We start from the raw sequence: 25,170 nt of genomic DNA, 5'->3' as shown, positions 1-25,170 counted from the left end.
GCGTGTGATCGTCGCGGTATGCCGTTTGTATGAGGTATCCGCAGGGTGGTGGGCTGACGCCTGAACGGCAGGCGTTTCGTGAGCGGATCCGGATGGAGGCCGCCGAACGGTTCGGCGCCGGCGCCTCCAACACCGAGGTCGCCAAAGGCTTACGGGTGAGCGTGCGCTCCGTTCAGCGGTGGCGCCTGGCCTGGCAGAAAACAGGCCCGGACGGTCTTCGCTCAGTGGGTCCGGTGTCGCTGCCCAAACTGAGCGAGCAGCTGTTCGCGGTACTGGAGCAGGAGCTGGCCAGGGGCCCCGTCGCACACGGCTGGCCGGACCAGACCTGGACGCTGACGCGGATCAAGACGCTGATCGGGCGCCGGTTCCACAAGAGCATGTCGCTCTCGGCCATCGCGAAGATGCTGCGCCGGCACGGCTTCAGCCACCAGGTCCCCGCCCGCCGCGCTCTGGAGCGCAACGAAGAAGCGGTCACCGGCTGGGTGAAGGAGACATGGCCCCACGTGGAAACACCGCGGCGGCGCTCGGGGCCTGGCTGTGCTTCGAAGACGAAGCCGGCTTCTCGATGACGCCGCCCACCACCCGCAGCTGGGCCCGACGCGGACACACACCCCTCATCCGGGTGCGGGGACGCTCCCAGCGCCGCTTCTCCATCGCGGCCCTGGCCTGCTACAAGCCGGGCGAACGCTCACGCCTGATCTACCGGCTCAAGCGGCACGTCGATCACAAGCGGGGCGGCAGACGCAGTTTCACCTGGACCGATTACCGCGACCTGCTCGTCGCCGCCCATCAGCAGCTCGGTGCACCCATTGTGCTCGTCTGGGACACCCTGAACGTCCACAAGGACGCCCGGCTGAGAGCGTTCATCGATGCACACGACTGGATCACCTGCTACTTCCTGCCGGCATACGCACCCAACCTCAACCCCGTCGAAGGCCTCTGGTCACTGCTACGACGCAGCAGCCAGGCCAACACCGCCTTCACCGACCCAGACCACCTGATGCGCACCCTCCGGCATGGCCTCCGCCAGATCCAATACCGCAGCAACCTCATCGACGGATGCCTCACCGAAACCGGCCTCACCTTGACGACATCACGGCAACAAGCTCAGTAGCGGTCTCAGTCACCTTGGCCGCGTTGCCCCAGCGGTCGTATTCGGTCGTCTTCGTAGGAAGCTGGGTTGGGTTGCCGCCCCCGGTGATGGTGCCGGCGGGGCTGGTGGAGCACTCCAGGTCGGCCCATTCCGGCCGGCCCTCGCAGGTACTGGTGCCGGTGGCGGACCAGTAGCGGGTCACTGTGGCCCCGGCGTCGGCGCCGTTGGACTTGGGCAGCGTGGTCTTGATCACGCGTCCCTGTGCGTCGTAGCTGGTGTTCTTGGTCAGCTTCAGCCCGCTGGGGTCGGTGGTCTCACTGGTGGGCAGGCCCTTGGCCCAGTCGTAGGCGGTCGTGGTGGTGCGCACGTCGCCGCCGGTGGGGTAGCCGTCGATCGCCGCTCCGACCGCAGTGGTGGTGACCTGGTCGGCGACGGTGGCGGTGCCGTCGGTGGGGCGACCTTCGTCGTAGCGGTTGATGGTGTGCTCCCGCGCGGCGACCTGGACTCCGGCCGGGAGGTCGGGGCTGCCCTCGTCGCCCTTGAGCGCCTTGGTGAGGGTGGCCAGGTGCACCGGCCCGTACTGCTCCAGCACGCGCTTGCCGTCGTCGGAATAGACAGAGACGGTGCCGAGCCGGCGGGCGCGTTCGGCCGGGGAGTCGGCGAGGATGCCCAGTTCGCTCTGGGTGTTGACCTGGTAGTCCTCATTGCCGAGGGCCAGTTCGCGGTTGGTGGCCGTCAGGTCGAAGACGGTGTTGCCGAACCGGTCGTACTGCTTGGCGGTCAGGTGCCGGCCGGGCAGTCCGGTGTTGACCTCGCGGCCGGAGGCGTCGGTGTAGGTGATGGTGGCCTTGTCATAGTCGGCCGCCCCTAGGTCACTGCCGGTGTGCGAGGACGGAACCTGGTCGGCGGGGAAGACGGCGGTGGTGTCCGTGGGCGAGTCTGTCTGCCCCCACTTCGCGGCTTCGCCGGGTGAGACCTGGTTCGGGGCCTTGGTGCCGGACAGCGGTACGTCGTAGACAACCGAGGTGGCGGCCTGGCCGCCGTCCTGCTCGTCCTTGCTGCCGACCTTCAAGGTCGGACGGGATGCCTTCAGCAGCATGCCGTCCCCGGCCACCGCGTTGGAGCCAGCCTTGCCGTACTGGAATGTCCACGGCAGTTCGCCCGGCGGGGTCATGGTGACCACACGTCCGGCACTGTCGTAGGTGTAGGTCGTCTTCAGCGCTGGGGAGATTCGCGGGTCCCACTGCTCGCGCAGGCGGCCGGTGCTGTCATAGGTGTACTGGGAGACGACCGTGGCGGTGGAGGTCGACGCTCCCGGGGCCGTGGTCCACAGACGAAGTCGCGAGACCTGTCCGGCCACGTCACCGAGCGTGCTGCCGCTGGCCGTGGTCGTGGTGGCGTACTGGTACTCCAGCATCCGGCAGCCCTTGGTCGACGGCGTGCCCGCGCAGGTGGCGGCGGAGACAGCGGAGGAAGGTGCGATCACGTACTTGGGGCGGGCCAGGGCCTTGCCGTCGACGGTGGCCTTCTCCGAGATCACGGTCGTGGTGGAGTTCTCCGTGGGCAGGAAGGTCCGCGACAGTTGCCATGTGGTGGCAGAGGAGTCCAGTTTGCTGAACACCGATGTGGTGCCTTCGGTGTCCTTCAGGGTGAAGGTGCCCGTCAGCGATCCGGTCAGCGTCAGGTCCTCCGCTCCGGCCTCCGGCTTCCAGCCGCCGTCCTTGGTCGCGCTGAACCCGATCTCCTCGCCGTCCACGTCAACGACCGCCACCGATGCTGCGGAGGTCGTGCGCAGATACGCCCAGTCACTCTCGGACAGCTCGGCCACGGTGCCGGCCGTCCACTGCGGGCCGAAGATCGCAGCCTGCCCCTCCTGCTGCGCCCCGTTCGCCGGGCGGCGGGAGGAGAACGACCGCGTCGCGGTCAGATCGAATCCGGAGGCATCCGTAGCCGACAGACCGAAGTCACCAGTGAGCGTGTTCACACTGCCCGGCCCGACCCCTTCGCTGGGCGCCTCGCCGGCGTTGCGGTCCACCGTGATCCGGGTCGCCGGAGACGCATCCGTCGTGCTTCCGTCGGTGAACAACACGCGGACGTCTACCGGGCCGTCCTCGGCGAAGGTGTCGGTGACGTTCCAGGTCAGCGCCTCGGCGTCGCCGCCGGTGACCTTCGCGGGCCACGCGGGCAGGGTCGAACCGTCGGCCTTGCGACGCACGTTGTTGGCGGGGATGTCCTTCCAAGTGTCCGTCTCCCCGCGGCGGTACTGGTAGCGCACCCCGGTATCGCCAGGCTTGCCCTGTCCAGTCAATTCAGTGCGGCGCGCGGTACGGTCCCCGTCACCCGGGGTGAGCAGCGCGGCGCCGGAGCCGGCGTAGAAGGTGTAACTGGTGCTGGAGGAGACGTTGCCGGCCGCGTCCTTGGTGCGCGCGTTCAGGGTGTGCTTGCCGGCGCGGAAGGCCGGTTTGCGGGTGACAGCCGCTCCCGTGGTGGCCGCCGATTGCCAGGTGCCACCGTCCAGGTTCCACTGGACTTCCTTCACATCGCTGGCCGGCGGGGTGAAGGTGAACGTGCCCAAGGAGAGACACGCCGCCCAGTGGACCTGAGCAGCCGCGGGAACGGCAGGCTTGCGGCGCTGGCAGGGCAACGGTCGCACCAAGATCCAGAACCAGCGTATCGAGGCCACGGACGCCCGTTCGGAGACCTCATCCTGGTTTCACTCCGTCGACGGAGGTCCGGTGCCCACCGCGATGAGGGTGATGGTGTTCGCCGTCCTGAGCGACCTTCACCCCGACCTTGGCGGTGTGCGTGTGCTCGCCGGCTGTCCGCCCTCGCATGGGCGATGCTGCGGACCCGGGTGGCCTCGGCTGCAACGTGGCCGCATGCTGTGCTGGAACCTGCACGGTCGACCGGTCCCATCCCGGTGTCTGAGGGGGTGATGGAGCCCCAAGCGCACGCCGCCATCCGGTGCTCAAGCCCCTCATCAGCGGTCCGTCGATGCCTCCGGGCACGTCATAAAGCACGGGGCGCAGGGGCACCGGCACATGCCCGCGGCTTGAGGCAGCTCGCCGACGGCTTCGGTCGGAGGAGGACAGTCAGAGCGGTGCTCCGTCGGAAGTTCCCTTACTCAACGGCGAGTTGATGGCCAATGTCCGTCGCGTGCGCGGCCGGGGCGAGGCGGCGCGGCCCAAAAGCGGTCCCAGCCCCAGCGACGCATCCACGTCCTGCCACGCGCCCTGACCGTCCTTGAACCGGACCGTCCCCTGTCCGCCCGCCGAAGAGGACGACGATTCCCTGCAGGCAGGGCGCGCCCTCCCGAAGCCGGGCCGGTGTCTGGGTCGGCCGACGACGCCGGCCACGGCCGGAACCTTGTCCAGCAGCACTGGACCGGCTGCCGGTCGTCGAGACGGGCGACCGATCGGCGTGGGAGCCGTCGACCGGAGCGGGTATGTGGTCTCCGTCGAACGCGGCTCACTGGACCGGGTATCCGGCACGGCAGCCCGAGTAGGTGGTGGTGATGTGCGTTCGGCTGCCCGGCGCAGGCTCATGCGGGTTCTGGGAGGTGCAGCCGTTGTTACCGGCGAACCTGTCGCGCAGGGACCGTCCTTTGCACGATGACGAGGACGGAGTCGCTGATGCCGTGGATGCCGAAGTAGGCCACGGGCAGGGTACCGCCGCTGCACCCGCTGATCTGGGCGCCGGAGATGACCGCGACGGCCCGGAAGACGTCCGCCCGACTGCAGGCGAGGGCGTAGCTCATGCGCCGCCCCAACTGAAGCCCGTGGCGAAACGCTGTGCCCGGTTGACACAGAGGCCGCCCTCGATGCGCCGGATCATGTCGTCGACGAAGGTGACGTCCTCACCACCCGCATTGGCCCAGCCGTTACCGAGGCCCTGCGGGGCGACGAAGATCGCGCTGTTGTTCGGCTGTTCCTGTTGGCCGTAGTGGGATCAAGCGTTCCTGCTCGTGCCGCCCGAGGCGACGTCGCCGGCGGTTCCGCCCCGCCAGTGGAACGCGAAGACCAGCCGGTAGCGGCGGTTGCTGTCGTAGCCGGCGGGGACCCTGAGGATGAAGGTGCGGCTCTTGCCGCCGCGTTGAATCGTGTGCGTGCCGCTCGCCAGCGTCGGGGCGCTGCCGCATCCCCCGTCGCCACCGGACGACAGCTTGATCATCTGCCATTGCAGGTTGGCGCCGCCCCAGTCGGTGTACTGGACGACGTTGCCGCCGTCGGCGGTGGAGGCGCCCTGCACCTCCACCGCCTTGTTGGCGGCGCGGTTGATCAGCCGGACGTGGCCCGCGTCGGAGTCGGCCAGGCGGAACTGCTGGTTGGCCCCGTTGTGGTCGGCCCACTGCTGGATCGCGGCACCGTCTGCGGTGGAGGCGCCGGCCACGTCGATAGCCTTGTCCGAATGCCGGGCCGCGAGGCGGTAGAAGCCGCCGCCGGAGTCCAGGAACCGCCACTGCTGGTCAGCTCCGTCATGACGCGTCCACTGACTGACCCGCGCGCCGTCGCCGGTGGACGCGCCGGAGACGTCCAGCGCCTTGCCGCTGTTGCGGTTGACCAGGACGTACCAGGCGTTGGTGTCCACCGTCGCCGCCGCGGCGGGCGTCGGCTTCACCGCGGTGAGCATGCCGATCGCGAGGGCCGACGCCACTGCCGCGGCGACCCGGGACCACCAGCGATGTCTTCCTGGAGGCCGCACCGTGGGCCGCCATCGATCCACGCGCCCGTGTGTGGCGGGTCCCCATCAGGTGCGGGTCCAGCGCTGGTTGCCGCCATTCGAGCAGGAGTAGAGCTGGATGAGGGTGCCGTTGGCGGTGCCGGCCGCGACGGCGTCGAGGCAGAGGCCGGACTGGACGCCGACGATGGATCCGTCGGAGTTCAGGCGCCACTTCTGATTGTCGCCGCCCCAGCAGCTGTAGATCTGGACTCTGGTGCCGTTGCCGGTGCCGGCGGCGTCCAGGCACTTGTTGCCGTAGACCCTGAGTTCACCGGCGGCGGTGTGCGTCCACTGCTGGTTGGTGCCGTTGTGGCAGTCCCACAGCTGGAGCCGGGTGCCATCGGCGGTACTGGCGTTGGGCACGTCCAGGCAGCGGCCGGAGCCCACGCCCCTGATCCGTCCGGAGTCCGCAGGGGGCGTGGTGGTGCCGCCGTTCAGCGCGTCGAGGACGGCGGTGTAGGCGGGCTTCTTGCTGCCGTCGCCGTTGAACAGCAGCGGCGTCTGCTCCGACCGCCAGGAGTCGGTGTCGCGCACACCCCAGACTGTGACGCCGAGGCACCGCGACACGGCCAGGCAGTCGTTGACCACGTTGGCGTAGGTCGCGGGCGAGGCGCCCTGGATGTCGAGTTCGGTGACGGCCACGTCGACGCCGAGCGCGGCGAAGTTCTGCAGGGCGGTGCGGAAGTTGGCGTTGTAGGGACTGCCGCTGTTGAAGTGCGCCTGAAAGCCGACGCAGTCGATCGGCACGCCGCGCTGCTTGAAGTCCCGGACCATGGCGTACATGGCCTGCGTCTTCGCCCAGGTCCAGTTCTCGACGTTGTAGTCGTTGTAGCAGAGCTTGGCGGCCGGGTCCGCGGCGCGCGCGGTGCGGAAGGCGACCTCGATCCAGTCGTTGCCGGTGCGCTGGAGGTTGGAGTCGCGGCGGGCTCCCGAGCTGCCGTCGGCAAAGGCCTCGTTGACGACGTCCCACTCGGCGATCTTGCCCTTGTAGTGGGCCATCACGCCGTTGATGTGGTCGATCATCGCCTGGCGCAGCGCGCTGCCGCTGAGGCTCTGCATCCAGCCGGGCTGCTGGGAGTGCCAGGCCAGGGTGTGGCCGCGCACCTGCTTGCCGTTCTGCACCGCCCAGTTGTAGATGCGGTCGGCGGCGGTGAAGTTGAACTGGCCCCGCTGGGGTTGGGTGGCGTCGATCTTCATCTCGTTCTCGGCCGTCACCGAGTTGAACTCACGGTTCGCGATGGTCGTGTACGTCGAGTCGCTCAGCCTGCCCGAGGCGATGGCGGCGCCGAAGTAGCGGCCGCTCTGCGCCGCCGCGGCGCCGAGCGTGCTCTCGGCGGCGTGTGCGGTCGGCGGCGCGACCAGTGCGGTCACCACGCCGAGGACGCCGACGACCAGCGCCAGCAGGCCGCGGGTCTTCCGGCGGACAACGGGTCTGGGAAGGGCGTACGAACCCATGACTGCGCCTCCAAGGTAGAGATTACGGAAGGACTGAACTGCGAGGGATTGTGTCGCCCGCTCCTGCTCGGCCAGGCGGACGGGCGGGGAGGGGCGGAGCCCGGCAGCGTGGTGTGCTCCATCGCGGCTTAGTGGGGGACCGCCACGCGGCATCGCGAACTGTCGTGCAGCCGTGCGTGATCTGCCGTGCAGCACGGATCGCCGAGTGCCGATGCGGTTCGGAACAGCGAACTGTGACGGGTGCTCAGACAGGGATGATTGAGGTAACGGCGATGAGTCGTCAATACTCACCACAGAGAAACTTTCTACTTCCCGGTCGAAACTTTCGAGACCCCGCTCGGATGGCGAGCCCTGACTGCGAAGGGCGATCGATCCTGCCAGGTCTGCGCCGTGCGGCCAGTGGGCCGACGTACCCGTCTCGAAGTCGGCCATCGGTCAGCAGATCCAAGAGGCTGAGCTGGCTGGATTGCGCACACACGGATCTCGAAAGTTTCAGCCCCTGTGGCGACCTATGCGAAAGGTATTGACGTCGTTCGGCGGTTCCTTATTATTCAGCTTGCTCGACATGTCGACTATTGTTCGATATAGCGAACGTCAATTCACTGCGCATGTCATGACCTGGTCACGCCTGTCGGGCGTCGCCTTGTTCCGAGGATGCCGCCCGGAACGCCTACTGAAGGTTGAGGAAGTTCCCATGCACAGAGGAAGTTTCAGCCGCAGGCATTCATACGCCGCGCTCGCCGCCGCGGTCGCGGTGCTGGCCGCGTTGGCGGCGATGCTCGTCGCCACCCCGGCTCAGGCGGCGTCCACCGGCGCCCTGCGCGGTGTCGGTTCGAACCGGTGTCTCGATGTGCCGGGTGCCAACCACGCCAACGGCACGTACCTGCAGATCTACGACTGCTGGGGCGGGGCCAACCAGCAGTGGACGCTGACGGACACCAACCAGATCACCGTGTACGGCGACAAGTGCCTGGACGTTCCTGGCCACGCCACCACGGCCGGCACTCGCCTGCAGATCTGGACCTGCTCCGGCGGTGCGAACCAGCAGTGGCGGGTTAACTCCGACGGCACGGTCGTCGGCGTGCAGTCCGGGCTGTGCCTGGATGTGGCGGGCGCCGGTACGGCCAACGGCACGGCGGTGCAGCTCTGGACGTGCAACGGCGGCAGCAACCAAAAGTGGACCGGCCTGAACGGGACCCCGACCCCGCCGGACGGCACCTGTTCCCTTCCGTCGACGTACCGGTGGTCGTCGACGGGTGTGCTGGCGCAGCCGGCGAACGGGTGGGCCGCAGTGAAGGACTTCACCGCCGTGAAGCACAACGGCAAGCACCTGGTCTACGCGTCGAACGTGACCGGATCGTCGTACGGCTCGATGATGTTCAGTCCCTTCACCAACTGGTCGGACATGGCGTCGGCCGGCCAGAGCGGGATGAGCCAGGCCGCGGTGGCGCCCACGCTGTTCTACTTCGCGCCCAAGAACATCTGGGTGCTGGCGTACCAGTGGGGTCAGTGGCCCTTCATCTACCGCACGTCGAGCGACCCCACCGACCCCAACGGCTGGTCCTCCCCACAACCGCTGTTCACCGGGAGCATCTCCAGATCCGACACCGGACCGATTGACCAGACCCTGATCGCCGACGGCCAGACCATGTACCTGTTCTTCGCCGGCGACAACGGCAAGATCTACCGCGCGAGCATGCCGATCGGGGACTTCCCGGGCAACTTCGGCTCCTCGTACACAACGATCATGAGCGACACGAAGGCCAACCTCTTCGAGGGCGTCCAGGCCTACAAGGTCAAGGGGCAGAACCAGTACCTCATGATCGTTGAGGCGATGGGCGCGAACGGGCGCTACTTCCGCTCCTTCACAGCCTCCAGCCTCAGCGGCTCCTGGACCCCGCAGGCCACGAGCGAGAGCAACCCCTTCGCGGGCAAGGCCAACAGCGGTGCCACCTGGACCAACGACATCAGCCACGGTGACCTGGTCCGCGACAACCCCGACCAGACCATGACCATCGACCCCTGCAACCTGCAGTTCCTCTACCAGGGCAAGTCCCCGGACGCGGGCGGCGACTACAACCGCCTGCCGTGGCGGCCGGGTGTCCTGACCTTGCGGCGCTGACCTCCCGCTGCACGGGACCGTGACGCGGTGCGGCCGACAGGCACCGCCTCGAGAACCCCGGCCGAGCAACGGCCGGGGTTCCTCTCACCTCCGGTACCGTCATCGCGGCCCAGCCCTTCATGGTCGGGTGGGCCGGCTGTCCATTCCGGACGGGCGAGGAATAGCCTGGATATACCGAGGATTCTTCGAACACCGGTGTCCGTGCCTGTGCCGTCCTCTGCGATCGAATACGCCGGGCCGGTCTGATCGGCCCGGGCAGGGTCCGCGTCATGACTGCGACCGTCTGCCGACAGGCGACACCCGACGGCAGGCTTCCCTCGCCCGTTCTGCGCCTCTCGCTCGCCCCCACCGGTAGCGCACCCGCCCTGCTGGACGGCGTCTGCCGAAAGTGCTTCACCAGCCGTCGTCCCAATATGCCCCGGCCAACTCGGCGTCGGTGACTGTTCAGGCCGCCACCCGCGCGGGCGCATCGGCGGCGGCCGGGCCCGGCTCGTTGCGTTCCTCGGCCTCGGCGCGTCGGTTCCACCTCGTCAACGAGGCCGAGCGGACGCGAGATCCTTCCGGCGATCGATGAGCCTGCTCGTGAATCCGTCGCTCACCCGCGCCCTGGTTGACGGCTCTACACGACCTCCAGAGGGAAATCAGTGTGCGCTCCGTCCGCGATGACCTTGATCTGGACAATGCCCGAGGACTCACCGGCGATGAGCGGAACATCCGTGCTGCCCGTGCCGTCCGAGGACGTGGTGATCATGACTGGAGAACCGCCTTGGAAGTCGGTGCCGGTTCCTTGGGGGTCGTCCACGTAGAAACTCACCACCTGGCCTCCGGCCGGCTCGCCGCCGGCGCGGGCCATGACGGCCAGCGGAGCGAACTCCTTTCCCTTTTCCACCTGTTGCCCCTCACCCGTGATCAACGTGAGTGAATCCATCACCCAGGTACTCCCTTGCAGTGGGCAGTGCCGAGCAACACTGCTCGGTCGGACGGCTGTTGTCCCGGGTTCCCACTGAACGACCGCCCGAACCCCGTGGCCGTCGCTTTGGCGGAACCGGCCCCAAGGCAGCGACACAGGTCGCTCAGCCAGGTGCGGGGATACGGGCCGAGTCGGTGGGAGAACCTTGCACCTCCGCTCTGGCGCAGGCACGGTCAGCGCCTGCCAGATGGGGGCTGCGTGTGCCCGAGACGCCGGCCAAGGGGTCTGCGGCCGCTGCCCTCCTCGGGTTTGATATGAGGGACGGCACGAGAGGCCACAACATGGACTGGATCAAACCGCAGCGCAGGCGGTCGTGTCCCTTCTCGTGGTGTAGCCGATCATCCGGCGGTCGTGTTGGTGGTGTTGGGTAGCGCGGGGGCGCTTTCGGGGCGCTCGGAGGGGTAGAGCTGGTCCATGCTTCCCTCGGGCAGGTAGCGGCGGGGGAAGGCGATCCATTCGTCGTGCAGCTCGAAGAGCACGGCTGTGACCAGCCGCAGGAGCGCGTCGTCGTTGGGGAATACCTGGACGACATCGGTGCGGCGCTTGACCTCGCGGTTGATCCGCTCCAGCGGGTTGGTGGACTGGATCTTCTTCCAATGTCGCTCCGGGAAGGCGGCGAAGGCGGTCAGGTCGTCCTTCGCTTCCAGCAGCATGTCTTTGACCTTGGGGAACTGCTTGCCGAGCATGTCGGCGACGGTGTCGAGCTGGGTGCGGACCGCATCGGCGGTGGGCTGGGCGAAGATCGTGCGGATCGTGGCGGCGGCCATCTCGGCCGCTTCCTTGTTGATCACGCTGAACACGTTGCGCAGGAAGTGAACCCTGCAGCGCTGGTAGGCGGCCCCGAGCATGACCTTGCGGATGGCTTTGACCAGTCCCAAGTGGTGGTCGCCGATGACGAGCCGGACCCCGGTCAGACCGCGTTCGCGCAGGTGGCGCAGGAACTCGGTCCAGAACACCTCGGTCTCGCTGTCGCCGACCATCACGCCCAGCACCTCCCGGCCGCCCTCCTCGGTGATCCCGGTGGCGATCACCACGGCCCGGGACACGATCTGATGCTCGACCCTCGCCTTGCAGTAGGTCGCGTCCAGATAGACGTACGGGAAGCGGACGTGGTCCAGGGGCCGGGCACGGAACGCGGTCAGCTGGCCGTCCAGGTCCTGACAGATCCGCGAGACCTCGCTCTTGGATATCCCGGTCTCCGCGCCGAGGGCCTTGACCAGGTCGTCGACCGCCCGCGTGGACACGCCGTGGACGTAGGCCTCCATGATGACGGCGTACAGGGCCTGGTCGATGCGGCGGCGCCGCTCCAGCAGCGCGGGGAAGAAGCTCCCCGACCGCAGCTTGAAGATCGCGAGGTCCAGGTCGCCGGCCTGGGTGCTGAGCGTCTTGTCGCGGTGGCCGTTGCGAAGCGCGGTGCGCGTCTCGGTGTGCTCGTTCCATTCCGCGCCGATCCGGGCCGTGGCCTCGGCCTCGATCAGCTCCTGGAGCATTCGCTCAGCCACATTGCGGACGAGTTCGAGCCCGTCCGCCGAACGTAGTGACTCAAGCAGCCGGAGTAAGTCATGCTGAGACAGGGCCATCCTGCACCTCCCGCGTTGAACTGCCCGTTCACTACGGAGAGTGGCACGATGGCCCACCTTGCGGGCAGGGAGCGAAAGCCCATCAGCACACGCCCCCGGCGCACTCCCTAACCGTGATCGGCTACACCACGACAAGAGACGCCATCCAGGCCCGCTGGACCATGCGCTGGAAGACCGCGCTGAACACCTTCGACATCACCTTCGACGGCCGACTCTCAGCAGCCCACCAGTGACCCAACCACCCTGGTTACACCGTTCGTTTGACAGACCCCGTCCCTGACCCTGCCTCACGGATGGGCAGGGCCAGGGACGGCAGACCGTCGCCTGATCGCAGCGGCGGCCGACGCGGACGAGGTGGTGCCCGGTGCGGGTGCGCCAGTCGATGGCCTGCTCGCGGGTTAGGTCCTCGAGAACGAGCTGCTGTTGCTGGTCGACGTCGTCGACGGCCGGGAGCGGCGCGGCGGCCGGACACGATGACCGGCGCCACGGGCTCGGCCTGGACGGCAGCGACCCGCGCGGCCGCGGCTCCGGCGCGGGCCTTGGCAGCCGAAGCCGTCCGTAGGGATCGCGCATGTCCGGACCCGACCTGCCGCCACTAGCGGCCCCTATCGACGGCTACTGATCGGAGTGGCTGCGCGAACCACGCAGCTCCCACCAAAGCCGGTCCAGCTCTGTGTCCGTCGGGAACAACCCCACCCAGCCGGAATCCGGCGCGGCGAAACGCTCCATGACCTTCCGGCGCAAGACCGGGTCGTCCGTCATCGTGGTGCGTAGCACGACATTCGCGGAAGGTTCTGCGGACCGGTCCCACCACGCGGGCGCGTTGCCTTCATCGTCCATGGGGGTCGGATTGTGCTCGACCGCCCGCACCGGTAGGAACGGGCCGTGCCCTGTGAAGTCGACGCCCACGTGGTGCTCACGCGGCCCGACCCGCAGGGACCCCATACAGCTTGAGGATCAGCTCGCCTATCTGCCCCCGTGCCCACACTGACCCGAAAGTCCCCGGTCGGAGGGGATGTGACCGAGGACAGCCTGCCGCACGGCGGCCTGCTCGGCCGCCGACAGGACCTGGTGCTCGCCCACGCGACGGCCTCGCGGGCGGGACAGCAGTGCGTCCCGCCCGCCGGCCTGCCACTTCGCCCACCAGTTGTCCACGGCCCTGGCAGACACCTTGAACAGGGCGGCGACCTCCACCCGGTCCCGGCCCTCCACCAGCGCGAACACCGCAAGCAACCGCACAGCCTCCTGCGTATCCGGCGACCAGGCCCGCGCATCCCCCACCAGATCACTCGCACACCATCAACCAGCCTGAACCCAAAGCGTTTCGGTCAATAGAGGCCCCCCCGTCAACTCCCTCACGCGGTCCCCTTATCATCACAATCCATTCACATGCGTGTACCTGTTGTGACCAACGGACAGAGCAGGCGCATCTTCGCGAGGAGCACTTAGGTGAGATCCATCCGGCGGCGGGAATACCCGCCGCGCACGCGGAGGACAACTCCGCGTACCCGAGGGCGAATAGCGCTCTGGGTCGCCATGGCCCTGGCGGCCGAAACCGCGATCGTGTCCCTCGGTACGGGGGCGGCGTTCGCCTCCGGACCGGTGACGGGCTCGGCGCCCGCGGCGGAGTCGGCCCCCCGGGGGAACGCCGCGCAGGCCGACCCCGCGACCGCGCGGGGGGATTCGGCGGACTCGGTGGCCCAGGCGCTCCTGACGGCCCGGCTGCAGAAGCGCAGGATCGAGGTGACGGACCGCCGGTCGGCCACCTCCACGACCTACGCACTGCCCAACGGTCAGCTGCAGACCGCCACGTACGCGGAGCCGATACGTACCGAGGTCGACGGCGAGTGGCGCGACATCGACACCAGGCTGTCGGACACCGGCACCAAGCTGAAGCCGAAGAACACCCCGGCCGACATCAAGCTGTCGGACGGCGGGGACACGGCGCTCGCGTCGGTGTCCAGGGGCACGGCCTCCTTCGGGATCGGCTGGGAGGACCGTCTGCCCAAGCCGCAGATCAAGGGTGACACGGCCGTCTACGGCCTGGCGGACGGCCAGAAGCTCACGGTCACCGCCCTGTCCCAGGGCTTCAGCCAGAACGTCCTGCTCGACCGGGCCCCCGACGGGCCGCTGGAGTACAGGATCCCCGTCAAACTGGAGGGGCTGAAGCTCTCCCAGGCCGAGTCCGGTCGCCTACTCCTCAAGAACGGCAACGGCAAGCTGGTCGCCGAGGCCCCGGCACCGATGATGTGGGACTCCTCCCAGAACGACGCCTCGGGCGAATCCGCGCACCCGGCCAGGATCCCCACCACGATCGAGACGGCGGCCGACGGCTCCCAGGCCCTCGTCCTCGCCCCGGAGGCCGACTACTTCAAGAAGGACCTCACCTACCCGGTCACCGTCGACCCCACCACCACCCTCGCGGTGACCACGGACACCTGGGTGGCCACCAACTACACCGATTCACAGGTCTCCTCACCGGAGCTGAAGTCCGGTACGTACGACGGGGGTACGACGAAGGCCCGGTCGTACCTGAAGTTCGATGTCGCCCCCTTCAAGGGCAAGCACATCACCGACACCGACCTGTCGCTGTACTCGTACTACTCCTCGACCTGCTCCACAGCCGGTTCGGGCACCCAGGTACGACGCATCACGTCGGCCTGGTCCTCGTCGGAGATCACCTGGTCCGCCCAGCCCTCGACTACGACCACCGGCGCGGTGACCAACAAGGCCGCGCTCGGCTACAACAGCTCCTGCCCGGCCGGCACGATGAACTTCGACATCGACGCCATCGTGCAGGCATGGGCCGACGGCGCGGCGAACCACGGCATCCGGGTCGCCGCCGTCTCCGAGACCGACTCGCTGACCTGGCGGCGCTTTCGCTCGGCCAACTTCGCCTCCGGTGACCACTCGGCCGAGCCGCACCTGACGGTGACGTACAACTCCTATCCGTCGGTGCCCGGTTCACTCGCCATCTCGCCCTCGCAGGTCAACGCCTACAACGGTCGGCGGTACGTCACCTCGCTCACCCCGACGCTGTCGGCGAAGGTGACCGACCCCGACGGCTCCGCCACCAAGGCTCAGTTCGAGATCACGCCCGATCCGGCTTACGCGGACACCACCTACACGTACACCGGCACCTCGCCGTCCGTGGCGTCCGGGTCCACGGCCAAACTGACCGTGCCGTCGGCCAACGCGCTTCCGGCCGGCACCCACCTGCGGTACCGGGTCCGGGCCCACGACGGTACCGACTACGGCAGTTGGAGCCCGTACACCACCTTCGTACTGAACACCGCCAAGCCGAACGCGCCGTCCATCTCCTGCGACACCTATGGCGAGAACGGCTGGTCGGCCAAGGCCGACGGCCCGGTGTCCTGCACGCTCGACACCACCTCCACCGACGGTGCCGGCTACCACTGGGGGCTGAACGACCCCGTGGTGCCGAACAAGAAGCTCGACACCACCGACGGCACCGGCGGTGACGCCGCGACGATCTCCATCTCGCCGTCCGAGGGCTGGCACACCCTGTACGCCAGGACCGTGGACTCCGGCGGGAACCTCTCCACCGCCACGACGGCCTACAGCTTCGGCGTCGGCGAGGACGGTGCGGCCGTCCTCGCCCCGCGCAACGGCGACACCACCGCGCGCCGGCTGACGCTGGCCGCGAGGGGCAAGCCCTCCTACACCGGAGTGACCTGGCAGTACCGGCGCGGCGAGACCGACGTGTGGCGTACCGTCCCGGTCGCTGACGTCACCGCCTCGGGCAGCACCGTTCCCTCGTGGCCCGTGGGTGTGACCGGCGGAACGGCGCCGAAGCTGGTGTGGAACACCGTTGCCTCGCTGTCCGAGGACGGCCTCATCGACCTGCGCGCCGTGTTCACGGACGGCACGACCAGCGGCCACTCCCAAACCACCGAGGTCACGCTGGACCGCGACGCGGGCACCGCGCCGCACGCCGAGATCGGCCCCGGCGAGGTCAACCAGCTCACCGGCGACTACACGGCGACGGCCACGGACGCGTCGGGCTTCGACGCCGGCGTGGCCCGTACCTACTCCTCGCGCGCCAACAACACCGACACCGAGGGCCAGGCCCCGATCTTCGGCGCCCAGTGGTCCGCCTCGGTGACGGCCGACGGCAGCGACAACGGCTACACGCAGATCCGCAGGACCTCCGACACCTCCGTCGAACTGCTGGGCTCCGAAGGCAGTTCGGTCGCCTTCACCGCGACCGGTGACGGGGGATGGCGGGCCGAGCCCGGCGCCGATTCGCTCTCGCTGTCGGGGAGCCTGTCGGGAGAGACGTTCACCCTCAAGGACAGCGACGCCAACGTCACCGTATTCACCAAGTCCGGTGCCGGGGTGCCCACCTGGACCCTGGCGTCCACGTCATCGGCGGCCGACGACACCACCGTCACCGTGGCGTCCGAGACGATCACCGTGGGCGGCAAGAAGCTGGCCCGCCCCAAGTACGTCATCTCCCCCACCAGCGCGGTCACGGCGGCGGTCTGCCAGACCACCCCGTCGGCCCGGGGCTGCCGTGTACTGGAGTTCGTCTACGCCGGCTCCACCACCGCCGGGCCGGACACGCTCGGCGACTACGTGAACCAGGTCAAGGCCCTGCGGCAATGGGCCACCGACCCCGGCGCCGACAAGGCCACGGCCGAAACCCTCGCCACGTACGCCTACGACGCCTCCGGCAGGCTGCGCCAGGTCTGGGACCCGCGGATCTCCCCCGCCCTGAAGGTCGGCTACACCTACGACGCCGACGGCCGGGTAACCACCCTCACCGAGCCGGGTGAGCTGCCCTGGACCTTCTCGTACGGGAAGGCCGGATCGGCGCTCACCGCCGGTGCGGGGATGCTCCTCAAGGTCTTCCGGCCCACTCTCGCCGAGGGATCGGCGCACCAGACGTCCGGGACCGCGGTGAGCACCGTGGTCTACGACGTGCCGCTGACGGGCGGCCGGGCGCCCCGGCAGATGGACCAGGCGGCCGTGTCCGCCTGGGCCCAGAACGACGCGCCCACCGACGCGACCGCGCTCTTCCCCGCCGATGCGGTGCCCTCCTCCAGCACCGGCGGCGACCTGTCCGCCACGTCGTACGCGCGGGCGAGCATCAGCTACATCAACGCGAACGGCCAGGAGGTCAACGCGGCGGCTCCGGGCGGTGCCCTGAGCGCCGCCGAGTACGACACGCACGGAAACATCGTGGCCGAACTCGGAGCGCGCGAGCGGGAGCTGGCACTGGGACAGGGCGAGGGGGCCGCGGACCAGCTGGCGTCCCTTGGGCTGACCGGGCTGACGACGGCCGAGCGCGCGGAGCTGCTGTCCTCCCGTTCGGTCTACGCCGCCGACGGCTGGCGGCTCCTCGAGGAGTACGGCCCGCTCCACCCGGTCACCCTCACCCAGGCGATGACCGGCGGTACGGGCACGGCCACGCTTCCCGCCGGAACGGTCGTCAACGCGCGGACCCACGTGTCCTACACCTACGACGAGAACCGGCCCGCCGACGCGGACGTCTCGGACCTGGTCACCACGACGGCGACCGGCGCCTCGGTCGAGGGCTACCCGACGGACGGCGACGTCCGCCGGACCTCCTCGACCTACGACTGGTCAACCGGCCAGGAGACCAGCCGGACCCAGGACCCGGGCGGCAAGGCGATCACCACGCGTACCACCTACGACGCCGCCGACCGGATCGCGACCACGCGGCGCCCGGCCTCCGACGGCTCCGACGCCGGCACGCTCGTCCACACCTACTACACCGCGGACGGCTCCGGCGTCTGCGGGAACCGCCCCGAGTGGGCGGGGCTGCTCTGCCGGACCGCACCGGCCGCCGCCGTCACCGGGGGCGAAAGCAACCCGACGGCGCTGGTGACCACCGTCCACACCTACGACCGGTGGGGACAGGTCGCGAGCAGGGCGGAGAGCGCGGCCGGGATCACCCGCACCACGACCACGACCACGGACGCGGCGGGCCGCACGGTGCGGACCGACGTGACCGGCGGCATCGGGAAGGCGGTACCGGCCACCGCCTTCACCTACGACGAGTACACCGGCAGATCCCTCACCCAGTCCTCCGGCGGCAGGACCATCGCCCACGGCTATGACAGCCTGGGGCGGGCCGTCTCCTACGACGACGGGGCGGGCAACACCACCAGGACCGCCTATGACGTCCTGGACCGGCCCGTGAAGGTCACCGACTCGGCACCGTCGACCCTCACCTACACCTACGACACCGCCGGGAACCCGAAGACGCTAACGGACTCGGTGGCCGGAACCTTCAGCGCGGAGTACGACGCCGACGGCCGGCTGACCCGGCAGACCCTGCCGGGCGGCTACACCCTGACCGTCACATCGGACGCCGAAGGGCACCGGACCGGCAGGACCTACACCGCCGCCGACGGCACCCCGGTCCTCGCGGACACGGCAACCTACACCGCCCACGGCCGACAGGCCGGCCATACGCAGAGCGACGGTATCGGGGTCGGCACGGAGTACGGCTACGACGGGGCGGGGCGTCTCACCGAGGCGTCCGACACCACGGCGGCCGGATGCACCACCCGCTCCTACACGTTCGACGCGAACAGCAACCGGACCTCGCTGACCACCCGCTCGGACGACTGCGACAGCGCCACACCGGACGACGTCACCGAGACGGTCGGCCACAGTTACGACAGCGCCGACCGGCTCACCACCCACACCTACGACGCCTTCGGCCGCACCACGGTCAACGGCTCCACGGAACTGGCCTACTACGCCAACGACCTCGCCGCCTCGCAGACCCGCGGCTCCGACCGGAGCACCTGGGAACTCGACGCGGCGGGCCGCCTCGCCGTCCAGGCCACCGAGTCGCGGACGGAGACGGGCTGGCAGCAGGACGCCAAGGTGACCAACCACTACAGCTGCGCCTGCGACAGCCCCACCTGGACCTCCGACGGCACCTCCGTGACCCGCTACGTCTCCGACCTCGACGGGGGCATGGCGGCACGGACGGCGGCCGACGGCTCCACCGTGCTCCAGCTCGCGAACATCCACGGTGACATCTCCGTACAGCTTCCGCTGGACGGCAGCGCCGTCACTGTTCAGCACTTCGACGAGTACGGGCGGGAGACGACCGGATCGTCGGGGAGCGCATACGGGTGGCTGGGCAGCTTCCAGCGCTCCTCCGGCACGGTCACCGGCGACATCGTCATGGGTGTCCGGCTCTACGACCGGGCCCTCGGCCGGTTCCTCTCGGTGGACCCCGTGTACGGGGGCAGCTGCAACGCCTACGAGTACGTGTGCGGCGACCCGGTGAGCGGTATCGACCTCGGCGGCACCAGCCTCAAGTACCGCGACCAGCATCAGTGCACGAAATATACGTGCATCGGCATCCGCCGCACTTGCAACAGCAAGAACCGCTGCGCCGTCTCGCACTACCTGACCTTCCGGAAGAAGTGGCGCAACGCCTACATCCACTCCGGAGCCCAGTGGACCCTCCACGTCGACGGTTTCTACGTCAAGAAGGAGACCTACAGCCACGGCGAGAACGGCAAGTACAAGTTCCACGGATACTGGTTCAGCAACAACAAGGCCAAGGGACGCGGCTGGTTCAAGTGCAGTATCTGGACCTGCTACCTCGACCCCGGTGACACGGTCCTGGTCTCCTGGAAGGGAGTGGCAACGCTGTCCGGGCAGAAATACGCCTGGAGCGCGGGGCAGACATTCTCCGGCGGGGGACGCTATCACCGTAGTTAGCCAGGGGCCCTCCGGCACCTGATCCACCGGCCGGGGGCCGACCGTCCGTACCGCGACGGCCGACCCCCGGCCTCCGTCACACGAGGAGCTCTGTCACCCGTGCCCACCCCTCCGTTCGACCCCCTGACCGACGACGCCTTCCTCTCCTGGGCACGCGACCTGTGCGACCGGCTGTGGCTCGGACTCGGCGAGATCAGTGCGGAGAACGACCTCCTGCGTTTCCTGGGGCAGGTCTACGTGAACAACGGCGAGGCCCCCCCGGAGCGGGTGGCCCCTCTGGTGCAGGAGCGGAGGATCACTCTCGCCGGCTGCTACATGGGCCACTTCATCCGCCAGGCCAGGAAGGACACCGGCATCGACATCGAGGAGGCGATGTCGTCCTCGCCGCCGGACGACTTGGAGCCGACGGGGCTGACCCAGGTCGGCAACAGCTCGATCCAGGGCATCCACCGGCCCGAGGTCGCCTGCGAGACCGCCGAGGCCGTGCAGGACTACATCATGGCGCGCTACGCGACGGTCTGGCCCGTGTGCCCCACACACAGCCTCGGGTACCACCCCGTCCTCGCCGACGGCACGCCGGCATGGGAGTGCTCGGCCGGCGCACACCGTACGGCGATGCTTGTCGACGACCCGTGCGCGGAGCCCGGCTGGCACTGAGACGGGTCGGGGAGCAGCCTCCGGCCCCCGGACGACGAAGGCCCCGACCATGACGGTCGGGGCCTTCTTACTGTGCACTGGTGGGCGCGGACGGTTTCGAACCGCCGACATCTGCTTTGTAAGTTCGCTCAGGGGCCTATTGACCGAAACGCTTTGGGTTCAGGCTGGTTGATGGTGTGCGAGTGATCTGGTGGGGGATGCGCGGGCCTGGTCGCCGGATACGCAGGAGGCTGTGCGGTTGCTTGCGGTGTTCGCGCTGGTGGAGGGCCGGGACCGGGTGGAGGTCGCCGCCCTGTTCAAGGTGTCTGCCAGGGCCGTGGACAACTGGTGGGCGAAGTGGCAGTCCGGCGGGCGGGACGCACTGCTGTCCCGCCCGCGAGGCCGTCGCGTGGGCGAGCACCAGGTCCTGTCGGCGGCCGAGCAGGCCGCCGTGCGGCAGGCTGTCCTCGGTCACATCCCCTCCGACCGGGGACTTTCGGGTCAGTGTGGGCACGGGGGCAGATAGGCGAGCTGATCCTCAAGCTGTATGGGGTCCGCTTCACCGATCCCGGGGTGGGCAAGTACCCCAGGCGGGGGGGCTGACCTTCCAGCGTCCCGACAAGCAGGCGGCCGAGCAGGGTGGTGTTGGTGCGGGGATGTCTGCCGAGGTCAGCGCAGGCGTGCTGAGGTGGACGGTAAGACGGGCGCCGGGTTCGGCGTGCAGCTCCAGGTGGAGGCTGTCGATATGTGGCGCGCCGGGCGGGGTGTACTCACGGTGATGGTCACGGGGTCGGCCATGCCTGGTCAACGACCAGGCGCACGTCCGGATGTCTCTTGGGACCAGTCGGGAGCGTGGCTGCTGCTGGGGCCACCTCAGACCGTCGTGCTGGCGATCTGCCGGCTCCGTCGAGGGGAAGTCTGTTCAGCGACCGACGCCGGACCGCCTACGGGCCGGCGATCAGCCAGAGGATGAGGACGGCGTCCAGGTCTTCGCTGTAGCGGTACACGATGCTGATGCCGCGCCCGCCGGTCTGGTCGGGCAGCAGCTCGACCACGCGGGATTCGCTGCGTGGATCGGCGTCCGGCAGGCTTCGCCCCTGTGTGGGGTCGTCCTCAAGCGTGCGTCGGACGCTCTCGACGGCGCCCCCGCTCGGTCCGGCTGAGTTCGGTGAGGCTTCTCCGCGGGATCGCTGAAGAACGCGTGGGTCACCGGGCGGCCTCGGTGAGCTTGCGGCTCAGTTCCGCCTCGACGTCCTCGGTGGGGCGGGCGAGCGCGGCCATGGCGCCGGGGCTGTACCGGATGAGGATACGGTGCCGGTACGCCTAAATGATCTCGCGGACCCTCGTCAGGTCGTCCAGCTCGATAGCGTCCAGCTCGGCCTCGAACTTCTGCCGGTCGCCGGGAAATCCCCACGTCGACAGCGCCTCACGCAGCTCGGCAAGCGTCCGCATCGGCGGGGTGAACGGGCCGGTGCCGGGGTGCTCGGGCTGTGCAGTCACGGTGACCTCCTCCTAGTCGCTGCATACGACGCTACTCGGGAGTGGTGCGCCATGGGGAGAGTCCCCCCGACGACGGCAGCATCGGCCGGACGCAGGCGCGGCGCCGAGGGGCCATCCAGTCTCCCTCGTGGGAGGAGTGCACCGCCGGTGACCTGCTTGCCTCCCGGCCGGAGACCTCCCGATCACCGTCCCCTCTCGGGCGCCCTTCGAGGACGGGACGGGCCCGTTCACGTTCGGCAAGAAGATGCGGCCCAAACTCTCCGGATGGGCCCAGAAGGTCATCTCGGACAAGAAGCTCCGCAAGACGAAAGCCACCGCCGGCACCCGGCTGCTCGCCATAACGCTGGCCACCCAGACCGACACCTTGGGGGCGCCTCGGTCCCGGCGGCCGGGGCATCGCCCTGGCCACTCTCGCCACCCAGGCCACGGTTGCCCCCGGCGAGCTGCAGCAGCCGGTCGACCAGCTAACGCAGGCGGACTGGCTCACCGACGCCCACCTTACCGGGCAACTGACCGAGCGCGTCCTTCCGCTCACCTGCCCCCTCAATGAAGCAAGGGCTATCTGACACACTTCTACGATCTTCATATGAGCGACCCGAACCCGACAGACGAACAACTGCAGACCTCCCGACTGTCGTTGCGGCGTCCGACCGAAGCCGACATCGACGCGATCTTCGCAATCCACCGTGATCCCGAAACCTGCCTGCACAACCCCTCCGACGGGCTCACCCGGCTCGACGAGGCCGGGGAACTGTATCGCCGCTGGAACGACCAGTGGCAGCGGTGCGGATACGGATACTGGGTCGTCCGACGCCATGGCTCCGCCCTGCAACTGGGATTCTGCGGGATCAAGCCCATGGACCTGCACGGCATGAAAGTCCTCAACCTCTTCTACCGCTTCGCCACCCCGGCCTGGGGCCAGGGCTTCGCCAGCGAGGCCGCAGCGACGGTCACTACATGGGCACTCCGCCACGTGCCCGACCTCCCACTGATCGCCCGCGTCCGGCCGGCCAACATCGCCTCGCAACGCGTGGCAATGCGCGCTGGCCTGACCCGAGCAGAGCACCTCGACGAAACCGGATACGACGGCCTCGACTGGATCTATGCAGCAAGGCTGCCGAACTGAGCCGCCCCCGGGCAGACCTCACCGAACGCCGTTTCCATGGCCGTTCAACGTTCTGGATGAGCCACTAGGGCCTGTTGCGAAAGTCCCGTCGTCCGCCCGAAGGGCGGGCCCGGCGGCGTTCGGTGCGTGCTCTCGGCGTGCCGGGTGCAGGCCCTCGTACTGGACGTACTTGGTCCTGTGCCCGGTGCGGCGAGAGTACGTGCCGGGCGTCGCCGGGCAGGCGGGACTTTCGCAACAGGACCTAGATCATCGCGGCTCAGAAGACGGCGGTCACGAACGACACCGCCGCGGTATTCGGTGCGATCACCACCAGCATGGCGCCGGCCCGTGCGTCAGCCGGTAGACCAGCTCGAGCGTGTCCTGTCTCCCGTCCCGTGCCATGTCCACGACCATGGACGGATCGTACTGCCCGTGCAAGCCACCCTCGTGGGCCGAGCGGAGGCGGTCTGGGGCGGTGACTGCTTCACGTGTTGGTCGGATGGTGCCGCAAGATCTGCGGGAACTCTTCCAGCGGGTTCGTTCGCTTGGGGATTTTTGAGGAGGTGTGGCCCCGTGGTGGGGAATCTGCGATATGCAGGGCAGGACGGCTCCTGTTCCACGGACTCCGCATTAGTGCGGAGGTTTCTGTGGGAGCTTTTCCCGGAGCAGCGGGAGGAGATCATCGCTTTGGAGGAGGAAGAACAGGAGTCTGCCTTCGCAGGTCATTGTGACCCAGTGGAGGTGGGTTCTTACACGCTTGCCAGCGAAGTCTTCGTCCAAGGTGTCCTGACGCCGCTCCTGGCGGCACCCCTCCCGCTGGACGAGGAACTCGCACACCGATGCGCTCAGTTCTTGGAACGCCTCCTGGGCAGTGGGCGGGCGTCCATCCGCGAGATGACCAGCATCAGGATCACCGACCACTTGCTCGGCTATCCGGAGAATTGGGAGAAGTTCCGGAAATATGCCGGGGACTCGTTGCTTCGTGAGGTGGGGCGGCGGCAGCAATATTACAGGGGTGCCTCCTGAAGGATCAGCCTTGGTCAGGGGCGGGCGCGGGCGACCGCCAGGCAAGCCGTCGAGCGTCGGTAAGATCGGCACTCTCAGCGGGGGTGCGGTGCGTGAACACCAGGGCGGGGCGGCGAGGGGCAGGAGTACGCGCAGCCGTCGACCCGTCGAACAACGGGTCGACGGCGCGGGGCGGCCAGGCTCAGCTCCGCCGCTTCAGGTCGCGTGGCCCCGGTCGCCAAGCTCCGGGAATCACGGCGACCGCCGTCTGCGGCGAGGCAATCGGCAATTCTGAAAGGACCGAGGACTCGTGCACACCACCCGTGATCCCGAGGTGGACATCACCGAGGTCATCCCTGAACTCTCCCCGTGGCGCCGGACCACCGTGCGCCTGCACCCCAGGCCGGGCGCCCCCCGGGAGGCCGACAGCCATGTCGGCGGCCCCCTGCTCGAGGTAGAGGGCGTTGCGCGCCCCGCCTGCGAGGAACATCCGACAGACGACCGCGGCCCGCGTATGCCGCGCCCCATGGAATCCGTGGCGCAGTTTTTCCGGCGTGATTTCCCGGAGATCCCTTACCCGGCGGAGTGTGATCTCCTGCAGGTCTACTGGTGCCCGAACGATCACTATGTGGAGTACGTCGACTCGGAGTACGCGGGGCCTGCCGTCTCACTTCTCTGGCTGGATTCTGCCCAGAGCACGGGGCGTGCCGCCGACCACTCCTTCCACCGGACCGAGCCCTTCAATGACTCGTATGAGCTGCGCCCATGCAGCATCTCGCCCGAGCGGGTCACCGAATTTCCCTGGATGGAAGAGCTGCCCGACGACATCATGAGGCGTCTGGTCGAGGTGGACCGGGGCCTTCGGTACCAGTACGCTCTCTCGGTCGCGCGCGGCTGGAAGGTCGCAGGGTGGCCGAGCTGGCACGCGACGGACAAGAGAAATCTCCTCTGCCCCGACTGCGACGGAGACGTCGAGCTACTCCTCAAGGCGGACAGCAGCGAGTGGGACGGTGCGAGCGACCGGTGGTGGCCGCTGGAAGACAGGGAGCTGGACCCGCAGGCCCGCAAGGCCGCCTACGAGCCGACTGGTGCGGACGTCGGCCGGTTCGGCGAGCTCCGCGTCTTCGTCTGCCGGAACGACGTCCGGCACGGTCCCGTGCTGGACATCCAGTAACCGGCGGCAGACGCTTCGGCGGCTGACACCGCACACGCCTGACCGACGCCGGGACGTTCGTTCGCCTGCACCGG

The 25,170-nt window shown here is 68.6% G+C and carries 15 protein-coding genes and 1 pseudogene; 8 read left to right on the top strand and 8 right to left on the bottom strand.

The features are described 5' to 3' along the window. The first annotated feature begins 29 nt into the window (after window positions 1–29). Window positions 30–1,114 (top strand): IS630 family transposase gene (locus ACLGIH_RS35080; RefSeq protein ID WP_473246767.1). Its coding sequence is split into 2 segments (ribosomal slippage): window positions 30–555 and window positions 555–1,114, totalling 1,086 coding nucleotides; the frame shifts between segments, so codons are not numbered across the junction. Here ACLGIH_RS35080 and ACLGIH_RS34340 read toward each other — a convergent pair. The 3 genes and pseudogenes from ACLGIH_RS34340 to ACLGIH_RS34330 form a co-directional block, all read right to left on the bottom strand. Further along, a complete protein-coding gene (locus ACLGIH_RS34340; RefSeq protein ID WP_416529141.1) occupies window positions 1,080–3,668 on the bottom strand; it encodes an RHS repeat domain-containing protein in 2,589 nt (862 codons plus the stop codon). The two genes, ACLGIH_RS35080 and ACLGIH_RS34340, sit on opposite strands and share 35 nt — an antisense overlap. An 818-nt stretch (window positions 3,669–4,486) precedes the next feature. Beyond that, window positions 4,487–5,722: pseudogene (locus ACLGIH_RS34335) on the bottom strand (RICIN domain-containing protein); the annotation flags it as partial. A gap of 117 nt (window positions 5,723–5,839) precedes the next feature. Next, window positions 5,840–7,267, bottom strand: a complete 1,428-nt coding sequence (locus ACLGIH_RS34330; RefSeq protein WP_416529140.1) for an endo-1,4-beta-xylanase — start codon at window positions 7,265–7,267, stop codon at window positions 5,840–5,842. 694 nt (window positions 7,268–7,961) lie between these two features. Between ACLGIH_RS34330 and ACLGIH_RS34325 the strand changes: the two genes are divergently transcribed. Next, complete coding sequence (locus ACLGIH_RS34325) at window positions 7,962–9,389, top strand: non-reducing end alpha-L-arabinofuranosidase family hydrolase (protein WP_416529139.1); 1,428 nt, start codon at window positions 7,962–7,964, stop codon at window positions 9,387–9,389. A 619-nt stretch (window positions 9,390–10,008) separates the two neighbouring features. Here the strand turns inward: ACLGIH_RS34325 and ACLGIH_RS34320 are convergent. The 4 genes from ACLGIH_RS34320 to ACLGIH_RS34305 form a co-directional block, all read right to left on the bottom strand. After that, window positions 10,009–10,317 (bottom strand): hypothetical protein, encoded by a 309-nt coding sequence (locus ACLGIH_RS34320; RefSeq protein ID WP_416529138.1) that lies wholly within the window; start codon window positions 10,315–10,317, stop codon window positions 10,009–10,011. A gap of 380 nt (window positions 10,318–10,697) precedes the next feature. After that, window positions 10,698–11,939, bottom strand: coding sequence for an IS256 family transposase (locus ACLGIH_RS34315; RefSeq protein WP_416529137.1), 1,242 nt, complete (start codon window positions 11,937–11,939; stop codon window positions 10,698–10,700). Window positions 11,940–12,554: 615 nt separating this feature from the next. Next, a complete protein-coding gene (locus ACLGIH_RS34310) occupies window positions 12,555–12,848 on the bottom strand; it encodes a hypothetical protein (protein ID WP_416529136.1) in 294 nt (97 codons plus the stop codon). Window positions 12,849–12,905: 57 nt separating this feature from the next. Further along, entirely contained in the window at window positions 12,906–13,178 is a 273-nt protein-coding gene (locus ACLGIH_RS34305; RefSeq protein WP_416529135.1) for a helix-turn-helix domain-containing protein, read from the bottom strand. A gap of 297 nt (window positions 13,179–13,475) precedes the next feature. On the opposite strand from ACLGIH_RS34305, the gene ACLGIH_RS34300 reads away from it, so the two are divergent. The 3 genes from ACLGIH_RS34300 to ACLGIH_RS34290 all read left to right on the top strand — a co-directional run bounded on the left by ACLGIH_RS34300 (window position 13,476) and on the right by ACLGIH_RS34290 (window position 20,838). Beyond that, window positions 13,476–19,676 (top strand): DNRLRE domain-containing protein, encoded by a 6,201-nt coding sequence (locus ACLGIH_RS34300; RefSeq protein WP_416529134.1) that lies wholly within the window; start codon window positions 13,476–13,478, stop codon window positions 19,674–19,676. Window positions 19,677–19,775: 99 nt separating this feature from the next. Continuing rightward, entirely contained in the window at window positions 19,776–20,333 is a 558-nt protein-coding gene (locus tag ACLGIH_RS34295) for a hypothetical protein (RefSeq protein WP_416529133.1), read from the top strand. 232 nt (window positions 20,334–20,565) lie between these two features. Then, window positions 20,566–20,838: a helix-turn-helix domain-containing protein gene (locus tag ACLGIH_RS34290; RefSeq protein WP_416529132.1), complete on the top strand. Its 273-nt coding sequence runs from the start codon at window positions 20,566–20,568 to the stop codon at window positions 20,836–20,838. A gap of 797 nt (window positions 20,839–21,635) precedes the next feature. On the opposite strand, the gene ACLGIH_RS34285 is transcribed toward ACLGIH_RS34290, so the two are convergent. Next, window positions 21,636–21,812: a hypothetical protein gene (locus ACLGIH_RS34285; protein ID WP_416529131.1), complete on the bottom strand. Its 177-nt coding sequence runs from the start codon at window positions 21,810–21,812 to the stop codon at window positions 21,636–21,638. 586 nt (window positions 21,813–22,398) lie between these two features. Here ACLGIH_RS34285 and ACLGIH_RS34280 point away from each other — a divergent pair. The 3 genes from ACLGIH_RS34280 (at window position 22,399) to ACLGIH_RS34270 (ending at window position 25,096) form a co-directional block, all read left to right on the top strand. Further along, window positions 22,399–22,938: a GNAT family N-acetyltransferase gene (locus ACLGIH_RS34280; protein ID WP_416529130.1), complete on the top strand. Its 540-nt coding sequence runs from the start codon at window positions 22,399–22,401 to the stop codon at window positions 22,936–22,938. Window positions 22,939–23,490: 552 nt separating this feature from the next. Next, window positions 23,491–23,943, top strand: coding sequence for a hypothetical protein (locus ACLGIH_RS34275; RefSeq protein WP_416529129.1), 453 nt, complete (start codon window positions 23,491–23,493; stop codon window positions 23,941–23,943). 289 nt (window positions 23,944–24,232) lie between these two features. Then, window positions 24,233–25,096, top strand: coding sequence for a hypothetical protein (locus ACLGIH_RS34270; RefSeq protein WP_416529128.1), 864 nt, complete (start codon window positions 24,233–24,235; stop codon window positions 25,094–25,096). Window positions 25,097–25,170: the final 74 nt, after the last annotated feature.

The sequence above is a fragment of the Streptomyces hamibioticus genome, assembly GCF_047946815.1.
In the GTDB taxonomy this organism is placed as follows: domain Bacteria; phylum Actinomycetota; class Actinomycetes; order Streptomycetales; family Streptomycetaceae; genus Streptomyces.
This window is presented reverse-complemented; position numbering and strand designations above follow the sequence as displayed.